The 14,121-nt window shown below is 70.8% G+C and carries 13 protein-coding genes and 1 tRNA gene; 3 read left to right on the top strand and 11 right to left on the bottom strand.

Annotated elements, in window-relative coordinates; all coding sequences use genetic code 11:
- Window positions 1-163: 163 nt before the first annotated feature.
- Entirely contained in the window at window positions 164-604 is a 441-nt protein-coding gene (locus tag SD455_RS03565; RefSeq protein WP_445507269.1) for a DUF2231 domain-containing protein, read from the bottom strand.
- A gap of 147 nt (window positions 605-751) precedes the next feature.
- Between SD455_RS03565 and SD455_RS03570 the strand changes: the two genes are divergently transcribed.
- Window positions 752-825, top strand: a tRNA-Met gene (locus SD455_RS03570).
- 159 nt (window positions 826-984) lie between these two features.
- On the opposite strand, the gene SD455_RS03575 is transcribed toward SD455_RS03570, so the two are convergent.
- The 6 genes from SD455_RS03575 to SD455_RS03600 form a co-directional block, all read right to left on the bottom strand.
- Window positions 985-1,542 (bottom strand): GNAT family N-acetyltransferase, encoded by a 558-nt coding sequence (locus SD455_RS03575; RefSeq protein WP_445507270.1) that lies wholly within the window; start codon window positions 1,540-1,542, stop codon window positions 985-987.
- Window positions 1,543-1,564: 22 nt separating this feature from the next.
- A complete protein-coding gene (locus tag SD455_RS03580; RefSeq protein ID WP_445507271.1) occupies window positions 1,565-2,863 on the bottom strand; it encodes a variant leucine-rich repeat-containing protein in 1,299 nt (432 codons plus the stop codon).
- Between the two features lie 85 nt (window positions 2,864-2,948).
- On the bottom strand, window positions 2,949-3,536 hold the full coding sequence (pdxT, locus tag SD455_RS03585) for a pyridoxal 5'-phosphate synthase glutaminase subunit PdxT (RefSeq protein WP_311023540.1): 588 nt from the start codon (window positions 3,534-3,536) through the stop codon (window positions 2,949-2,951).
- Window positions 3,533-4,447: a pyridoxal 5'-phosphate synthase lyase subunit PdxS gene (pdxS, locus tag SD455_RS03590; RefSeq protein WP_445507272.1), complete on the bottom strand. Its 915-nt coding sequence runs from the start codon at window positions 4,445-4,447 to the stop codon at window positions 3,533-3,535. Before pdxS ends, pdxT begins: the two co-directional genes overlap by 4 nt.
- Before the next feature lie 172 nt (window positions 4,448-4,619).
- Window positions 4,620-5,456, bottom strand: coding sequence for a PspA/IM30 family protein (locus tag SD455_RS03595; RefSeq protein ID WP_070159131.1), 837 nt, complete (start codon window positions 5,454-5,456; stop codon window positions 4,620-4,622).
- A gap of 89 nt (window positions 5,457-5,545) precedes the next feature.
- Window positions 5,546-7,132, bottom strand: coding sequence for a hypothetical protein (locus SD455_RS03600; RefSeq protein ID WP_445507273.1), 1,587 nt, complete (start codon window positions 7,130-7,132; stop codon window positions 5,546-5,548).
- 1,048 nt (window positions 7,133-8,180) lie between these two features.
- On the opposite strand from SD455_RS03600, the gene SD455_RS03605 reads away from it, so the two are divergent.
- Window positions 8,181-9,362, top strand: a complete 1,182-nt coding sequence (locus tag SD455_RS03605) for a S1C family serine protease (protein WP_344682633.1) — start codon at window positions 8,181-8,183, stop codon at window positions 9,360-9,362.
- Window positions 9,363-9,369: 7 nt separating this feature from the next.
- Window positions 9,370-10,194 carry a PIG-L deacetylase family protein gene (locus SD455_RS03610; protein ID WP_344682635.1) on the top strand — a complete coding sequence of 275 codons (825 nt, stop codon included), beginning with the start codon at window positions 9,370-9,372 and terminating at the stop codon, window positions 10,192-10,194.
- 61 nt (window positions 10,195-10,255) lie between these two features.
- Here the strand turns inward: SD455_RS03610 and rraA are convergent, their stop codons facing one another.
- The 4 genes from rraA to SD455_RS03630 all read right to left on the bottom strand — a co-directional run bounded on the left by rraA (window position 10,256) and on the right by SD455_RS03630 (window position 14,083).
- A complete protein-coding gene (gene rraA / locus SD455_RS03615) occupies window positions 10,256-10,726 on the bottom strand; it encodes a ribonuclease E activity regulator RraA (protein WP_070158831.1) in 471 nt (156 codons plus the stop codon).
- Window positions 10,727-10,745: 19 nt separating this feature from the next.
- Window positions 10,746-12,413 (bottom strand): RskA family anti-sigma factor, encoded by a 1,668-nt coding sequence (locus tag SD455_RS03620; protein WP_139827590.1) that lies wholly within the window; start codon window positions 12,411-12,413, stop codon window positions 10,746-10,748.
- Between the two features lie 102 nt (window positions 12,414-12,515).
- The gene (locus tag SD455_RS03625) at window positions 12,516-12,989 is read right to left on the bottom strand and encodes a tRNA (cytidine(34)-2'-O)-methyltransferase (RefSeq protein ID WP_237089938.1); all 474 of its coding nucleotides are present in this window, start codon (window positions 12,987-12,989) and stop codon (window positions 12,516-12,518) included.
- Window positions 12,990-13,033: 44 nt separating this feature from the next.
- A complete protein-coding gene (locus SD455_RS03630) occupies window positions 13,034-14,083 on the bottom strand; it encodes a J domain-containing protein (RefSeq protein WP_070158828.1) in 1,050 nt (349 codons plus the stop codon).
- Between the last annotated feature and the right edge of the window lie 38 nt (window positions 14,084-14,121).

The following is a 14,121-nucleotide window of genomic DNA, read 5'->3' on the forward strand; positions in this document are numbered from 1 at the left end:
GCTCAGTGTCGGTGCGGGTTCTCGTGACGTTGAGTTGGTCTGGAGTTATGCGTAGTCGACTCGATCGAATCGAGTACCGACAACTCCAGACCAACTCGACGAGGGCAGCGGGGTCTGGGGCAGCGGGGTCCAGTGCAGCGGGGTCTGGAGCAGCAGCGTCGGGTCAGCTGAGCCCGCCCCAGACGGCCTCGGCTCCGCTGTGGCCGGCCAGGATGGTGAAGGTCACCGCGGCGATTCCGCTGAGGATGGTCAGGGCGCCGAACAGCAGGCGGGGGAGACGCCGGCCGCGCAGGAAGAACCACAGCAGCGAGGACAGCGCCATCGCTGAGGAGGAGAACACGGTGGGCAGCCCCCAGCGGATGTGCTCCTCGGGAGTGCCCACGTACTCGGTGAGGATCGAACCGGACTGGTCCGCGACGACGGCGGAGATCGCCCCCGCCACGGCGAGGATCACCCCCAGCGGTCCGCAGACCGCACGCAGACGGGGCACACAGATCGCGAGGACCAGCAGCAGTGCGGCCAACGGCACCAGCACGACCACGGCATGGACGACGAGCGGGTGAAGCGGCAGATCGAAGATCACGGGAGCCTCCGGCGGCGTCACGAGGGTCACTGTCGGTGGAGGCACCGACGCTACCCGAGGCTGACCTGGGACGTCACGGTTCTGCGGCCCGGGAGACGGAGATCACAGGCCGATCGTTCGTCTCGATTTTGCGTGTGGCTCATGCGCCGGTAAAGTAATACAAGTCAACGCGGGGTGGAGCAGTTCGGTAGCTCGCCGGGCTCATAACCCGGAGGTCGCAAGTTCAAATCTTGCCCCCGCAACGAGAAGCCGAAGGGCCCGATCGGAAGAGATTCCGGTCGGGCTCTTCGCGCATGCCCGAACGATTGACCCCGGGCCGTGGGCCGCGGAGTGCTCGCCCTCGCAACGAGCATCGTCGACAGGGTCCCGTCAGGCTCGCGGGCGAGCCTCGGGGAACCGGCTCACGGCCGCACCGCCGCGTAGAGCAGCATGTCCCGGCGCCTGCCGCCGATCTCCTGATGACTGCACAGCAGGCCCTCCCGCACATAGCCTGCCCGTTCCGCAGTGCGTACGGAGGCGGTGTTCCACGGTTCGATGAACAGCTCGATCCGGTGCAGGCCCTCCAGGCTCCACCCGAATCGGGTGAGGGCGTTGAGGGCGTCCGCCGCCAGGCCTCGGCCTCGGGCAGAGGGGGTGATCGCATATCCGGCGGAGGCCCGGCCCTGGTGCAGGTTCCGCAGCCACAGGCCGCAATGGCCCACCGGGGTGTCGTCGGCATCGGTGATGGTGAAGGCGAAGCCTGTGCCCTCCGCGTGCCGGCCCTGCTGACGCCGGATCCAGGCTGTGAGTTCCTCCCCGGAGCCGTGGGCGGGCAGGGTGCCGATCAGGGGCACGTACGGGTCCTCGGACAGCTCACGGGCCATCTCGACGTCGGCGTCCTGGACCGCGCGCAGCGTCACCGCGCCGTGGTGTGGTGGGTCCTCCGGCCAGGGTGACAGCGGGGGTCGATGCTCAGACATGATCACCCCCGAAGCCGGGGCCTCAGTAGACGCTGTTCCTGGTGGAGGAGAGGTTGATGCCCTCACCGGTCAGCTGATTCCAGCAGGACATCTGCGCGGGGAACGACGCGCAGGCGAAGAATCCGTTCTGCGCGGTCTGGCCGTACTGCAGCACCTGGGGCTCGTCCTCGGGGGAGAGCTGGTCCTCGCAGTCAGGCTCGGGGCCCACGTCCACCTGGATCCGGTACGTGGTGCCGTCTTCGCAGCCGTCCGGGGCGTCGAAGCTGTGCTCCAGCACCCGGCAGCGCAGCGAGTCGCCGATCTCGCACACGACGTTGCCGGTGGGAGAGGAGAACGAGGTCATCTCCGCGGCGTCGCCAGCGGGGAAGGCGTAGTTGAACCAGTCGATCCCCATGTCCGCGACGGCGGCGCTGAGCTCGCCGGAGGAGGCCTCCTCGCCGCCCAGCAGCAGATACACATGAGCCGCATAGGGGTCGTCACAGGCGGTGCGGAGATCCTCCAGCGTCTCCTGGACCAGCCCCTCGTCCTCCTGACTCCACTCGTCCTGCTCCTCGCCGGCCTCGGCCAGCAGCTCGAAGGGCTCCGCATCGGCCCGCGGGTCCTCGCACTCGCTCTCCTCGGGAACCTCCTGGAGCGCGGCGCGCAGCTCGTCGAGGTCAGGGCCCTCCGGTTCAGGCTCCGGCTCGGGCGACGGCTCGGCCTCCTCCGGCTCGGACGCGGTGGGCTCCTGCGCCGGGGTCTGCTCGGCCACAGGTGCGCCTCGATCGCCCAGGATCATCAGCCCCAGCACGACCACCGCACCGATCGCGATCAGCGGCAGCAGCACGGCCAGGAGCACGACGGCGACCCGACGGCGGCGGTGGGGCTGGTCGTCGTCGGCCTCGGCATCTGCGGGCTCCCCCGCGGCGGCATCGGCCCCCGGCCCGGCCGCGCCGACTGCACCGACTGCACCGACTGCACCGACTGCGCCAGCATCCTGCTGGTCCGGCTGCTGCTCCTCCGGGAGGTCGTCTCCGGGAAGCAGGAGGCCCGCGGCCGCCCCGCGCTCCTCGTCCTGAGTCTCGAACTCCGGCTCGGGCTCCGGCTCGGGCTCCGGTTCGGGCTCGGGCCACTGGTCCGGGGGCAGGAACCGCCGCATCAGGACGTCGTTGATCGCCGGATCATCCAGATCGGCCAGGGCCTCCAGCAGCTCCGGATAGGTGTTCGGATTGCCCGCGACGACAGGGCGGAGCTCCGGATGGTTCTCTGCGATCCAGTGCAGCGTGTCCCAGTCCGTGGCCGGGTCGGCGGCCATCCGTGCGACGTCGTCGTGTGCAGTCATGCGTTCCTCGGGGCGCGGCGGGCGGTGATGAAGCAGGTCCAGCGATCGGACACGAGCTTACAAGCCCGAATGGACGAGACGCACCTCACACGGCGCCGACCATGTCCACGAACAGCTGGTGGAGGCGATGATCCGGGGTGAGCTCGGGGTGGAAGCTGGTCGCCAGGACCCGACCCTCGCGGACCGCCACCGGCAGTCCACGGGACTCCGCCAGGACCTCCACACCGTCCCCGACCTCCTCGATCACCGGAGCGCGGATGAAGACCGCCTCCAGCGGCTCGTCCAGCCCGGTGACGTCCAGCTGCTCGGTGAAGGAGTCCAGCTGGCTGCCGTAGCCGTTGCGACGGGCGACGACGTCGAGTCCACCGATCCGGGGGAAGCCGGCCAGGGCGGCAGGGTCGGAGACCTCGCGGGCCATCAGGATCAGCCCCGCGCAGGTCCCGAACAGCGCCAGCCCGTCCTGATGCGCCCGGTGGATGTGCTCCATCATCTGCACGGGGGCGGCCAGCCGCGCGATGGCCGTCGACTCCCCGCCGGGGACGACGAGGCCGTCGAGGCCGTCGAGCTCAGCCGGCCGCCGGACCGTGCGGACCTCTGCGCCGGAGGCGGTCAGAGCACGAACATGCTCGGCCACCGCCCCCTGCAGCGCGAGGACACCGATCTGCGGGCTCACCAGCCGCGCTCGGCCAGACGGTGGGGTGCGGGGACGTCGGCCACGTTCAGGCCCACCATGGCCTCGCCGAGGCCCTTGGACACCTCAGCGATCACCGCGGGGTCGTCGTAGTAGGTGGTGGCCTTGACGATGGCCGCGGCGCGGGCGGCCGGATTCCCGGACTTGAAGATCCCGGAGCCCACGAAGACGCCGTCGGCGCCCATCTGCATCATCATGGCCGCGTCGGCGGGGGTGGCCACGCCGCCGGCGACGAACATGACCACCGGCAGACGACCGTCTCGGGCCACCTGCTTGACCAGGTCGTACGGCGACTGCAGCTCCTTGGCCGCCACGTAGAGCTCGTCCTCGGCCTTCGAGCTGAGCTCGGCGATCTCCGCCGTGATGGTGCGGATGTGCTTCATCGCCTCGGAGACGTCGCCGGTGCCGGCCTCACCCTTGGAGCGGATCATCGAGGCGCCCTCGGTGATGCGGCGCAGGGCCTCACCCAGATTGGTGGCGCCGCAGACGAACGGCACCGAGAACTTGGACTTGTCGATGTGGTGGACATAGTCGGCGGGGGAGAGCACCTCGGACTCGTCGATGTAGTCCACCTTCAGGTGCTCCAGCACCTGGGCCTCCACGAAGTGGCCGATCCGGGCCTTGGCCATCACAGGGATGGAGACGGTCTCGATGATGCCGCTGATCAGGTCCGGATCCGACATGCGAGCCACGCCTCCGGTGGCGCGGATGTCCGCGGGGACCCGCTCCAGAGCCATGACAGCCACAGCGCCGGCCTCCTCGGCGATCTTCGCCTGTTCGGGGGTCACCACATCCATGATGACGCCGCCCTTGAGCATGTGGGCCAGGCCGGTGTTGACCGTGGTCGCGCCCTGCTCGGCGGACACGGGGGACTCAGTGTTCTCAGTGGACACGGATGGACTCCTCATCGATGGATCCAGGTGACGGTTGCCAGACATCCATTGAAGCAGAGATTCCCCTGCCACAGAGACCGGGAGGGCCCCAGACGTCATCTGGGACCCTCCCGGTGTGGAGCTGGCGCGCATCAGCGCCCTGTGGCGGCTCCGAGCCCCGGAGCGGCCCGGCTCACTTCTGCTGCTCGTTGCCCTCCAGGGCGGAGTCGAGCTCGGCGAGGTCGGCCTCGGTGACACCGGTGCCGGACCCTGCTCCCAGGGCGCCCTGCTCGGCTCCGGTGCCCAGGGCGGGCGAGGTGGAGCCCGTCTTCAGCGCGGCCAGCCGCGCATCGATCTCCGCCTGCTCGCCGAGGTCCTCGAGGGACTCGAACTGAGCGTCCAGGCTGGAGGCGGCCAGCTCGTTCTGGCCGCGGACCCGCGCCTCCTCGCGGCGGATCTTCTCCTCGAAGCGCCCCACCTCGGAGGTCGGGTCCATGACGTCGATGGACTTGACCGCATCGTGCACCTGCGACTGGGCATGGGCCGCCCGGGACCGGGCCACCAGCTCGTCGCGCTTGCTGATGAGCTGCTGACGCTTGGTCTTCATCTGCTCGAGGCCCTGCTTGAGCTTGTCCACGATCTCCCGCTGGGACTGGATCGTCGGCTCTGCCGTGCGGGCCGAGGACTCGGCGTCCATCTGTCGCTGGATGGCGACCTTGGCGAGGTTGTCGAACTTCTGCGCGTTGGCGTCGTCGTCGGAGGTGCGGAACTCGTCCGCCTTCCGGGAGGCGGCCAGCGCCTTCTGGCCCCAGGAGCGCGCGGTGTCGAGGTCCTCCCGGTAGTCGTCCTCCATCATCCGGAGGTTGCCGATGGTCTGGGCCACCGCCTCCTCGGCCTCAGCGATGTTGTTGGTGAAGTCCCGGACCATCTGGTCGAGCATCTTCTCGGGGTCCTCGGCACGGTCCAGCATCGCGTTGACGTTCGCGCGGATCAGCTGGGACATCCTGCCGAAGATGGACTGCTTGGACACGGTGATCACCTTTCCTGGAGATTTTCAGATCAGTCTAGTCATCGAGGATCACCCGTCACAGGGGGTGCGGGTGAACAGGTCGTCAGCACTCAGAACCACCGACGGCGCCCGTGGCGCATGCCGTAGCGCAGCATGCGGCGTCCCGCTCGGCCGGATCCGCGACGACGGCCGTAGCCGCCGCCATAGCCATACCCGGTGCCATACCCGCCGCCATACCCGCCGCCGTAGCCGGTGCCGTAGCCGCCGCCCCAGTGGCGTCCGTAGCCGCCGAAGCCTCCTCCGGTGTTCATGAGGTTCTCCTCGGCCCGGTCCTGTTCGGCGATCTGGGCGGCCTGCACCGCCAGCGTCTTCGCCTGGGTGGCGAAGTCCAGCGCGCGTGCGGGCTGCGTGTCGGCGAAGGCCTGAGCTTCGGACAGGCACCGCTCAGCCTCGGCCAGGCGGGTCCGTGCCGTGGTGCCCACCCGGTGGGCGCGGGAACGGAGGTAGTCCTGGGAGGACTGCACCTGGTTGCGGGCGGTCAGCAGCTCGGTCTGCAGCATCTCTCGGGCGCGTCGGTCTTGGGCCTGACGGTCCCGCACCGCGTTGAGCGGCTCATCGAGCTCCCGGTGGGCCAGCTCCAATCCCAGCAGCAGCTCCAGAGGGTCGTAGCGTTCGCCGGAGTCGATGGTCTGCCGCACGCGGGCGACGGCGGCCTCTGCGGCGGCGATCGGCCCGGCCAGCTCGGGCGCCTGCCCGGCATCACGCGTGGCGCGCGCCTGGGCGACGTCCTGTTCGGTCTGCGCCACTCCGACGTCGAGGTTCCGGCGGGCGTCCTGGAGCCGGGAGGAGGTCTGGTCGGCGGAGTCCAGCAGCGCGGCGGCCTCAGCGGCGGACCGCTCTCCGGCGTGGATGGCCACCACGGCGTCGGAGGCGCGGTGCGCCTCGGCGGCCTGCGCGGCCGTCTCGCCGTGGGACTGCGCGTCCTCCAGCAGGCCCTCGGCGCGGTCCAGGTTCTGCTGCAGGCTCTCCAACGGCTCCCCGGTGTAGCGCTTCTGGAGCTGCGGCAGCTCGGCTGCGGCGGCGTGCAGCCGGGTCCGCAGGTCGGCGAGGCGTTCATTGAGCTGCGCGGCGGCCGGGCCGGGGCTGCGTTCCAGGTCGCGGAGCCCCTCGAACTCTTGGCGGTGGGCGTCGAGGGACGCGTCCAGCTGCTCGCAGTGCTCCATGATCTGCCGGACGATCCGGCGCGCCTCGGTCTCGTCCTGCGGCGGCTGCTGGTCCAGCTGCTGCTGGAGCCGGAAGGCATCACGCAGGTGGTCCTTGGACTTCTGGATGTCCTGGCGGAAGACCTCCACGGCCTCGTCCCCGTAGGCGGCCTGGGCGAACAGGATCTCCTGGTCGGAGGAGCGCACGGCCTCGTCCGCAGCGACCAGCATGGAGCCGGCCTGCTGGCGCAGCTGCCCGTAGGGCATGGTGTCCCGAGGGTCCGGCGCGGCGGGCTGCTCGGAGCCCTGGCCCCCGGCCGCCCCCATGGCGCGGGACCCGGGAGCGGAGGAGAGCTGACGGGTCTGCTTCCTGCCGCCGGAGAGGTACATGGCGCCGAGCCCGATGAGCACGAGCACTCCCGCCCCGATGAGCAGGGGGCCGACGATGACGGCTCCCACAGTGACGGGCAGAGACGTCGCGAAGGCTTCGAGCATGGGGTCAGTCTATGAGCACCCCCGAGGTGCGTCCACGGTGGCGAGTACGTTGGCAGAGAACACGGGTCCTCCTGCATGCTTCGCACAGGGTGTGCCCGCTGAGGAGGAGCGATGAGGGTGGAGAGGCGTCACACGGAGCGCAGGAATCGCCCAGGAGGCGTTCAGGAAGTTATCGTCGAAGGTACAGGATGGGCGAGCACAATGCTTCGAGTGCGCCCCCGCGGCACCGCGCGGAGGCCGGAGATCCAGCGCTCGCTCCGGCGGGCGCCTCGTCAGGTGTGAAGGCAGGTTTCTCATGACTACAGATCCTCAGGACCGCGCGGAGTCCGCGGAGCTCGACCAGGAGTCGACGACGCCTGGCACGACGACGCCCGGCACGGGGCCCGAGCGCGGCTCCGACAGCGGGGAGCAGACTCAGCGGATCCCCGCCGCGCCGCCTGAGCCGACCCGGCCCCTCGTCCAGCATGACCGAGCCGAGCACGACCCAGCCGACATTGACCGCGTCGGAAATGACCGAGGCCAGCACGGCCCGCGTGGTGGATTCGTTCCCGAGGCTGGGTCGCCGGGCTCAGCGGCCACCGCCGAGGCGTCGTCGGCTCCCTCCGCCGCGGCGGCGCCGGCCCCCGGGGCCGCGGCCGCCGCGGGATCCGTGCCCGCGCCCGGAACGGCCGCGCCCCGCTCTCCCCAGCAGGGGTCTCCGGCATCTTCGGCGCATGGTTACGCGTCCGGCCCGGCGATGCAGCCCTATCGGCCGGCTGGCCCTGCCCAGCCCGGATTCCCGCCTCCGGCAGCGCCGTCCGCTTCGTCCTCTGCGGGGGCGGCCGCCCACCCGCACCAGGCACAGGTGGCCCCCTACGGCCAGTCCCCGCACGCTGGCCAGTCCCCGCACTCCGGCCAGTCCCCGCACTCCGGCCAGCCCCCGCACTCCGGCCAGCCATGGTACGGCGGCCCCAGCGGCCCCGGTGGCAGTGGCAGCAGCGGTGGTCCAGGAGGCCCTGGCCACCACGGGGCTCCCGCTGAGCCGGAGAAGAGCCGTCGCGGAGTCGGCATGCCGCTGTTCCTGGTGGGCGTGCTGGCGGCCGGCCTGATCGGCGGGGGAGTAGGTGCGGGCGCCGTCGGACTCCTCGGCGGGGACCAGCAGGTCGACGTCGGCGGCTCCGGCATCCAGATCAACAACCCGGAGAGTGCCACGGCGGTGACCGCGGCCGCAGCCAAGGCCTCGCCGTCGGTGGTGACGCTGTCGGTGGCCGGCTCCACTGCGGCCGGCTCCGGCTCGGGCATCATCTTGGACGACGAGGGCCACATCCTCACCAACACTCACGTGGTCACCCTCGGTGGGGCCACTGCCGAGGCGGAGATCCACGTCAAGCTCTATGACGGCTCGGTGCGCACCGCTCAGGTGGTCGGCACGGACCCGCTCTCCGACCTCGCTGTGGTCCAGCTGGAGGACACCGAAGGCATCGAGCCCGCAGAGCTGGGCACCTCCTCCGACCTGAACGTGGGCGACCAGGCGATCGCCATCGGCGCACCACTGGGGCTCGACGGCACCGTGACCGACGGCATCATCTCCACCCTGGACCGGACCATCTCGGTGGCCTCCGCCGCCGTGGAGGAGGAGACCCCGGACGCCCCCGAGCCCGAGGAGGAAGAGGACGGTGAGGGCTTCGAGTTCTACTTCCCCGACCTGGAGACCTCGCCGTCCCAGGGGTCCATCCACCTCAACGTGATCCAGACGGATGCCGCCATCAACCAGGGGAACTCCGGCGGCGCCCTCGTCGACTCCGAAGGACGGGTCATCGGCGTCAACGTGGCCATCGCCTCCACCGGCGGCGGGATCTCCGAGGCGGAGGCCGGCAGCATCGGCGTCGGCTTCTCCATCCCCATCGACTACGCCCAGCGTGTGGCCGAGGACATCATCGCCGACGGCGAGGCCTCCCACGGGCTGCTGGGCGTCACCGTGAACGCCGCGGGCGCCGGCGAGCAGCCGCTGGAGTCCGGCGGCAGCTTCACCACCGGTGCCTACGTGGAGGAGGTGGCTGACGGGTCCCCGGCGGCTGAGGGCGGGCTTCAGGAGGGCGACATCGTCACCCACGTGGACGACCGTCGGATCGACGACAGCCTGACCCTGACCGCCACGGTCCGCGAGTACCGGGCAGGGGAGACCGTCTCCGTGACCTATCTGCGCGACGGCGACGAGCACGAGGCCGAGGTCACCCTCGGCGGGATGTGAGGCTCCGATGACCCGTGACCGGCGCTCCACCCTGCACAGCCCGGACGCCCTGATCGACGTGCTGGGAGCCCGCCGCGTGCTGGCCTTCGGCGCCCACCCCGACGACGTCGACTTCGGCGCGGCCGCCACCGTCGCGGCGCTGGCCGAGCGTGGAGTGGACGTCACCCTCTGTCTGCTCACCGCGGGCGATGCCGGCGGCTTCGAGACCGGGCATGACCGAGTCGAGATGGCGCGTCGTCGCCAGGCCGAGCAGGAGGAGGCGGCCGCCGTCCTCGGGGTCCGCGAGGTGATCCTCCTGGACGAGAAGGACGGCTGGGTGGAGCCGACGGCTGACCTGATCCGCCAGATCGTACGGGTGATGCGGCAGGTGCGGCCCGACGTCGTGATGTCCCCGCACCCGGAGCGGGCCTGGGACAGGATGCAGAAGTCCCACCCGGACCATCTGGCCTGCGGCGAGGCGGTGGTTCGTGCCTGCTATCCGGCGGTGGAGAACCCCTTCGCGTTCCCGGAGCTGGCGGAGCAGGAGGGGTTGGAGGCCTTCAAGATCCGACACCTGATGCTCATGGCCGCCCCGGAGGAGCGGGTCAATCTGCGCGTGGAAGTCAGCGGCTACGAGGACAGGAAGCTGGAGGCGCTGCGCCAGCACTTCAGCCAGCACCCTGATCCCGCACGGATGGAGGAGTTCGTGCTCACCCGTCTGCGGCGGATCCATGCCGCCGCCGGCATCGTCGACACGTCCTCCGAGGGACCGGCAGAGGGACTGGCTGGGGGGCTGGCTGAGGACTTCCACTGGGTCGTGGTCAACGGGCCGGACACCTTCGCCGGCTTCTGAACACTGCCCGGCCCCTCCGGGAGGAGCAGTGCTCGATCGAGGAACAGTGCTCGACCGAGGATCAGGGCTCGACCAGGACGCCGTCCTCGTCGGCGTGCAGCATCGCGCCGGGACGGAACACCACGCCCCCGAACTCGACCGGCACATCCTGCTCGCCGGTGCCCTCCTTCGAGGACTTGCGCGGATTCGATCCCAGCGCCTTGACACCAAGGTCCAGCTGAGCGACGGCGGTCCGGTCGCGGATGGCGCCGTTGATCACGACCCCCGCCCACCCGTGGGCGACTGCCGCCTCGGCGATCATGTCGCCCATGAGGGCGGACTCCAGGGAGCCGCCGCCGTCGACTACCAGCACCGCTCCGTCGCCCGGACTGTTCAGCGTGGTCTTGACCAGGGCGTTGTCGCGGAAGCAGCGGATGGTGCGGACCGGTCCGGCGAAGCGGGTCCGCCCGCCCAGGTCCTGCATCTGCAGGGAGACCGACTGCAGGCTCTCATCGGCGTCATAGAGATCGCAGGTGGTGAACTCAGCGGTCATCGTCGACTCCTCCTGGAGGTCATTCCTCGTCGTCTTCGTCCTCGCCGGCGGACGTGCCGCCCCCGTACTGGGGGCCTTCGGTGATGCGGTCGCGCAGCGGGATCTCCACGATCACTTCGCCGGTGGGCCTCTCTTCCCCGCGGATCTGCTCCGCGGTGACCAACAGCTGCTCATAGCCGCCGATGGCGCGCAGCGTGATGATCTCCTCCTCCAGCTCTTCGGCGCTGTAGCTTCCCAGGGAGCTGGGAGGACGTTCGTCGGAGGGCAGCAGCCAGACCTGGTAGGAGAGCCCATCCAGGTCCGCCACATCCTGGAAGTCCACATAGCCGACGTCCTCGGAGGCTGAGAGCACCGCCTCGGCGGTCCCGCCCTCCGCGAGCTCGAGCCCGTCGAGCACCCGGGCGTCCTCGGCACCGTCGGCGGTGGCGACCACGTCCTGGCCGCCGGTGAACCGCCAGACCAGCACGACGGCCAGCAGCACCACCACCGCGAGTCCGGTGAGCACCATCCAGCGCTTCATGATCGGTTCGCGCTTGGCGGTCTCCTCCGTGTGGGTGGAGAACTCCTCCACCATGCCCATGCCGACTTCCTGATCCCCGAGGTCGAGGAGCACCTCCTCCAGCAGGTGGGCCGGAGGCACCGTCGGGTGGGCGGTGAAGATCTCCGCCAGGGTGCGGCGCGCGGCCAGCACCCTGGTGTCCCACTGCTGGGCGGTGCGTTCGTCAGCATCCAGGACGATCTCGTCCAGCAGGGAGCGTTCCCGGTCGTCGACGGCGTCGAGGGCGTAGACCTCGGCGAGCTCGACCAGCAGGTCCTTGTCCAGGTCTGCGGCGATCTCCCGGGTGAAGTTGCGGTTGACCCCGGTGCCGCGCTCCAGGTCCCGCCGGGTGACGGCGGCCCGGAGGATCGGATCGAACTCCTCGTCGCGGGCGCTGCGCTGGGTGTGCAGCCGGGTCATGCCGTCGCGCAGCCGGGACTTCACCGCGGGGATGGCGGCGCCGACGGTCTCCGCGATCTGTCGGTGGGTCAGCCCGGTGAGGTAGCTCAGCGCCAGCGCTTGGGACTGAGAGTCCGAGAGCACCTCGAAGTCGCCGAGGATCTCCTCGGGGAGCCCGGCCACGCCGCCGCCGTCGGAGATCGCCGCGAGGCTGATCGGGGCCACGGAGCCGTCCCGGAACCTGTCCACCATGATCCGGTGGGCCAGCGGCACCAGCCATTCCAACACCAGCTCGTACTCGCTGGGGCGGTAGTCGGCCTCCGCCTCGGCGTGCTCGTCGGTGAGGGTCTCGGAGGCGGCGGTCTGCAGCCGCAGGTCGCGAGCCCGCACGTCAGCCTGGTCCCACAGGTGGTGATAGACGGCCACCAAGGATGCGTCGGCGCCGGCGGCATCCTCATGCATCAGCAGCGCCAGACCGTAGACGACGTCGGCGGTGGCCTCGTAGAAGGCTGCGAAGGAGGCCTGATCCCCATGGGCGGTGGCGGTCAGCAGTTCGCCCAGCGTCGGGTCCTCGGAGAGCTGCGGCGCCGTCGTCGGCTCGGCGCTCCGGGAAGGCTCCCCGGTGTGTGCGCCGGGATCCTGCCGCGGATCGTGTCCCGGGGCGTCGTCAGGCGCGACGGACACCCCCGACGTCTCCTGGTCCTCGGGGTGAGGCTGGTCGCCGTCACGGCGCGGGGAAGCAGTCTCCATGTTCCGTGAGTCTAGCGACCGGGACCGCCCCCGCCCGGGACCGACGCTCGGAGTCGGCGGGATGTCGGCCGGCGGACCGCTGGACGGAAGTCCGGAGGAGGTTCAGCGGGCGCCGTCGAAGCCGTGCTGACGCCAGGCCTCGTAGACGGCGATGGAGACCGAGTTGGCCAGGTTCAGGGAACGCCGCGAGGGCAGCATGGGGATGCGCACCTTCGCGGTGATGCGGGGGTCGTCCTTGACGTGGTCGTCCAGCCCGGTGGACTCCCGGCCGAAGAGCAGCACGTCGCCGGGTCGGTAGTCGACGGCGGTGTGCCCGGTGTCGCCGTCTCCGGTGAACGCGAAGACCCGCTCGGGGGCCAGCGCCTCCCAGGCCGCCTCCAGGCTCGGATGGACGGTCATCACCGCGAGGTCGTGATAGTCGAGTCCGGCACGGCGCAGCTTCGCATCGGCGAAGTCGAAGCCGAGAGGTTCGGCGAGGTGCAGCTGCATGCCGGTCACCGCCGCCAGGCGGATGAGGTTCCCGGTGTTCCCGGGAATCTCCGGCTGGTCCACGAGCACTCGGATCGGATTCTCCACGGCGACCATCCTACGACGCGTGCGGCGGCCCGGCGCGCCGCCCGCTACGTCTCGTCGGGGGAGGCGAGCTGGTCTCGCAGGACCCCCAGCAGATGGCGGTCCACCACATTGGCCCGCGGTGAGGTGCCGAGCTGGCCCACGATCGCTCGCGCGGCGCGTCCGGCCGCCGACGGGGCCGAAGCGCCGCCGCGGGAGGCCTCCACCACCGGGGACAGCAGGCTGCCGTCGGGGGAGTGGAGCATCACCTGGTGATCCACGGTCAGCACCACCTCGTGACCCCGTTCGTCGAGCAGCCGCTGGGTCAGCGTCTCCCGGAGCCGGCGAGCCTGAGCGCCGACATCCGGAAGGGCCAGACTGCGTCCGGCGGCGCGCAGCACCTGCCCGTCCCATGACGCGGCCGGGGTGGGCACCTCGAGCGCGAAGACCACGGTGAGCCGGTCGCCGCAGACGACCACATGCTCGGCGCGTTCGCCTCCTGAGGAGCGACGGCGCCCCCGACGATCCACCGTCGGAGCGTCGAGGTGGACGTCGTTGAACAGCCGGGCCGCCGGCAGCTCGTCGAGCACGTGGCGCTGCAGGACCTCGATCGTCCGTTCGTGGCGGCGCTGGACCCGGCTGCGCCCGAACAGCCCGTGGGACCGGAACTCGCCGTGGACGCGCTGGCTGGTCAGAGAGAGGGAGAGCGGCCGGGGATCGGAGAGCGCCGGCCGGTACTCCGGAGGCAGATGCGCAGCGCCCGAGGCGGTGCGCTGGGCCCCCCGCTCCGAACTGCCGCGGTTCCGGCCGCTGGGAGCCGCCCAGGTGCCGGAGGGACCGTAGCGGACGGCGTCGACGTCGTCGGTCGACTCCCCGGTGCCGGTGCCGCCGTCGCGGCGGGTCCGGTCATAGGCGGCCCGGGACTCCGCGGAGCGCAGCACCTCCCAGGCCGCCTGGATCCGGTGGAAGTCCTCAGCGGAGCCGCCCCTGTCCGGATGGTTGTCCCGGGCCAGGCGCCGGTAGGCGATCCGGATGGTCTTCAGATCGGACTCCGGAGGCACGCCGAGCACGCCGTAGAGGTCTGCGCCGGGGACTCCGGGGGAGGACTGGTTGCTCATCGCTCCCTCACGATAGCGCCTGATCCTGCCGCCCCGCC

The organism is Nesterenkonia sp. K-15-9-6 (assembly GCF_052656005.1).

Coding starts and splice junctions, on each gene's coding strand:
- SD455_RS03605 (WP_344682633.1), top strand. CDS start 8,181: ATGCCGCTGTTCCTGGTGGGCGTGCTGGCGGCCGGCCTGATCGGCGGG.
- SD455_RS03620 (WP_139827590.1), bottom strand. CDS start 12,413: ATGGAGACTGCTTCCCCGCGCCGTGACGGCGACCAGCCTCACCCCGAG.
- SD455_RS03630 (WP_070158828.1), bottom strand. CDS start 14,083: ATGAGCAACCAGTCCTCCCCCGGAGTCCCCGGCGCAGACCTCTACGGC.
- SD455_RS03610 (WP_344682635.1), top strand. CDS start 9,370: ATGACCCGTGACCGGCGCTCCACCCTGCACAGCCCGGACGCCCTGATC.
- rraA (WP_070158831.1), bottom strand. CDS start 10,726: ATGACCGCTGAGTTCACCACCTGCGATCTCTATGACGCCGATGAGAGC.
- SD455_RS03600 (WP_445507273.1), bottom strand. CDS start 7,132: ATGCTCGAAGCCTTCGCGACGTCTCTGCCCGTCACTGTGGGAGCCGTC.
- SD455_RS03580 (WP_445507271.1), bottom strand. CDS start 2,863: ATGACTGCACACGACGACGTCGCACGGATGGCCGCCGACCCGGCCACG.
- SD455_RS03575 (WP_445507270.1), bottom strand. CDS start 1,542: ATGTCTGAGCATCGACCCCCGCTGTCACCCTGGCCGGAGGACCCACCA.